The sequence below is a fragment of the Rhizobium sp. NZLR11 genome (assembly GCF_019685115.1).
In the GTDB taxonomy this organism is placed as follows: Bacteria; Pseudomonadota; Alphaproteobacteria; order Rhizobiales; family Rhizobiaceae; genus Rhizobium.
Genome location: NZ_JABDWD010000053.1, coordinates 1 through 3104, shown reverse-complemented (window position 1 = coordinate 3104; position 3104 = coordinate 1). Strand labels below are relative to the sequence as shown.

At 58.8% G+C, this 3104-nt stretch carries 4 protein-coding genes; all 4 read right to left on the bottom strand.

All coding sequences use genetic code 11. The annotated features are described in order from the left end of the window. Positions 1–87 precede the first annotated feature (87 nt). Complete coding sequence (locus HJB83_RS33900) at positions 88–363, bottom strand: hypothetical protein (RefSeq protein WP_017961383.1); 276 nt, start codon at positions 361–363, stop codon at positions 88–90. A gap of 263 nt (positions 364–626) precedes the next feature. Further along, entirely contained in the window at positions 627–2213 is a 1587-nt protein-coding gene (gene tnpC, locus HJB83_RS33895) for an IS66 family transposase (RefSeq protein WP_221159858.1), read from the bottom strand. 69 nt (positions 2214–2282) lie between these two features. Next, on the bottom strand, positions 2283–2636 hold the full coding sequence (gene tnpB / locus HJB83_RS33890) for an IS66 family insertion sequence element accessory protein TnpB (protein WP_017961385.1): 354 nt from the start codon (positions 2634–2636) through the stop codon (positions 2283–2285). After that, positions 2633–3019, bottom strand: a complete 387-nt coding sequence (tnpA, locus tag HJB83_RS33885; RefSeq protein ID WP_026158777.1) for an IS66-like element accessory protein TnpA — start codon at positions 3017–3019, stop codon at positions 2633–2635. Before tnpA ends, tnpB begins: the two co-directional genes overlap by 4 nt. Positions 3020–3104 lie beyond the last annotated feature (85 nt).

The window sequence follows — 3104 nt, the reverse complement described above, 5'->3', positions numbered from 1 at the left end:
GTAAGCGGTGTTTTCCTCGCACATTGAGCAAGCTCGATTGGGCTTTCCGAAAAATGCCGCTACGACATTGATGGCAAGAATGCGCCATTAGCGGTCATTGAAACTGATGCTAGTGAAGTCATCGGTTTTGCCGTTCCAAGTGCCGGATGCAAAGGCGGTTACCGAATGCCCTGTGGGCGGACCTTCATCCAGACGGCCCACCGTTAAGCCGAGCTTGTCGAACAGTATGATCCCAACAGAAATCGCGGCTCCCCCGTTTAGCTCTTCCAATGCGCGGAGTACCTTTAATCCGTTCGTTCCGAAAACAGATATCCCTCGAAACATAACTACCCCAATATCGTAGAAGGCTTCGATCTCGCTCACGCGATTTTCTCGATAGCGTACGACTGGCGCTTTGGTACCGCGATGCTCACTGAACGTATCAGGCCGAAGGCCGCGTCTCGACCGGTCTGGTGCTCCAATGTGTGTGGCGACATCCTCTGGAGTCATGTCAAATCTTATAGGCCCAATTCCTGAGAAAGAGTCGATGAGCCATGTCATGTCAGTCTTCTCCAAACTCTTTGGAGAGATTAAGGGATGCGTAAATTTGAGCAACCCCAGTGACCGCTTCGGGCCGACAGCAGACTTCAGCCGTTTGTTCGTCCCGAATAATTCCACGGCAAAAGCTCATCGATGCAACTCTGCCTGTGACCGTTGACGATGGCGGTGAGCGTCGCAGTCAAATAGGTCAGCGGATCGACGGCATTGAATTTGCAGGTTTCGATCAGCGAGGCGATTGTCGCCCAATTCTCTGCTCCCGCGTCATGGCCTGCAAAGAGCGCGTTCTTGCGATTGAGAGCTATCGGTCGGATGGTCCGCTCGACGGTGTTGTTGTCGATCTCTATGCGTCCGTCGGTCAGGAAGAGCTTCAGGCCGTCCCAGTATTTGGCGATGTAGGCCAAAGCCTCGCCGAGCGGCGACTTCGTTGCGACACGGGCACGGTGATGGACAAGCCAGGCCTGCATGTCGGCGACCAGTGGCGCTGACCGCTCCTGTCGCCCAGCCAAGCGAGCCTTCGGATTAAGGCCCCGAAGTTCGGCTTCGATGCGGTACAGTTCGCCGATGCGCTTGACGCCGTCCTCGGCAATCGGTGCTGAGCCGTTGCGGGTGATCTCCACCAGCTTGCGCCGGGCATGCGCCCAGCAATAGGCAAGCTGGATGTCAGGACCGACACGCTCCGGTGCGATCAGCCTGTTGTATCCGGCATATCCATCGACCTGCAGAATGCCCGAGAAGCCCTGCAATATCCGTTCGGCATGAATGCCTCCGCGACCGGGCGCATAGGTAAAGGCAACACCTGGCGGAGCACCGCCATTCCAAGGACGATCATCCCGCGCCAGCGCCCAGAAGTATCCGGTCTTGGTTTTGTGCGAGCCGGGATCGAGAACCGGGGCACGGGTCTCGTCCATGAACAGCTTGGATGAGCGCTTCAGGTCGGCGATCAGCGCATCAAAGACGGGACGCAATTCGAACGCTGCCCGACCGACCCAGTCAGCCAGCGTGGATCGGTCGAGGTCAATGCCCTGGCGGTTCATGATCTGGGCCTGACGGTAAAGCGGTAGATGATCGGCATATTTGGAGACCAGCACATGGGCGACGGTCGCTTCTGTCGGCAGTCCTGCCTGGATCAGCCGTGCTGGAGCCGGGGCCTGAACGACACCGTCAGTGCAGGCACGGCACGCATATTTGGGGCGACGGGTGACGATGACGCGGAACTGTGCCGGGATCACGTCCAGCCGCTCGGAGATATCCTCGCCAATGCAATGCAGGCAACCGCCGCAGGCGCAGATCAGGCTTTCCGGCTCGATCACCTCTTCGACACGCGGAAGATGCTTTGGAAGCGAACCGCGATTGATCGCGCGTGGTTTGGCAATCCCGTTTCCAGCAGGAACGTCCGCGTCATCCTCGGCATGGATCGCGGCCATGGCCGTTTCCAGGTCCTCCAGTGCCAGATCGAACTGGTCGGGATCGGTCCTCTCGGATTTGCGCCCGAAGGCTGCTTGTTTGAAGGCGGCTACCAGCTTCTCAAGCCGCTCGATCCGCTCATCCTTGCGGGCGATGTGCTCGTCTTTGCTGGCTATCACGGAGTCTTTGGCCGCCTCGCTTAGCCGCGCCGCAATCAGCATCGCCTTCAGGGCGGCAACATCATCGGGAAGGTCGGCGGCATCCAGCATGGGCGAAAACTATCAAATCCGTAGCCGACTTGCCTGTGGAATTTGCCGTGCTGAGTCATCGTGCCGCAGCTACTCGATGGCCTCCGGTGTTCTCGTCTGGACGGCATGAACCCGCCGCCAATCAAGGCCCGCAAACAGGGCCTCGAACTGGGCATGTGTCAGCGTCATCAGGCCATCCTTGATAGCCGGCCAGGTGAACGTGTGCTCTTCCAGCCTCTTGTAGGCCATGACGATGCCGGAGCCATCCCAGTAGATCAGCTTCAGCCGATCCGCCTTGCGGGACCGGAAGACGAAGACAGTTCCGGTAAACGGGTCCTTGTGCAGCTCTTGCCTCACAAGCGCTGCCAAGCCGTCATGACCCTTGCGGAAGTCTACGGGTTTGGTGGCCACCATGATCCTGACGCGGTTTGACGGAAAGATCATGTCGCCGCCGTCAGGGCGCGAGCGATTGCAGCGATCCGGGCAGCAGACGCACCTTCCTCAAGACGGATGGTGACGGGCCCGAGGACGATCTCGGGGCGACTGAGCATTTTAGGCGGCAGTTCCGAAACAGGCGGATCGACGATCACCGCCGCGAACTCTACCGCATCCTCCGGTGCTGGCAGGATCAGCTTGCCCTGCCGTGCCATCGTCCGCCAGGTGGAGAGGCTGTTCGCTCGCAATCCATAGCGCTGCGCAACTTCATTGACCGTCGTGCCAGGCCTCAAGCTTTCCGAAACAATCTTCGCCTTGACCTCATCAGGCCAATGTCGGTGGACCTCACGTTCAGGCTTCCTGGTTGTGAGAAACTCCAATGTAGTCTCCATGGAGAAACTCCCGTTCTTCATCCATGGAAACCTCGATCACAGATCAGGCGGCAGAGGGCAATGTGGGGACGGAACACCCGTTACG

Bases quoted from the DNA above. Each gene is read 5' to 3' on its own strand.
- tnpC (WP_221159858.1), bottom strand. From the start codon at position 2,213: ATGCTGGATGCCGCCGACCTTCCCGATGATGTTGCCGCCCTGAAGGCG.
- tnpB (WP_017961385.1), bottom strand. From the start codon at position 2,636: ATGATCTTTCCGTCAAACCGCGTCAGGATCATGGTGGCCACCAAACCC.
- tnpA (WP_026158777.1), bottom strand. From the start codon at position 3,019: ATGGAGACTACATTGGAGTTTCTCACAACCAGGAAGCCTGAACGTGAG.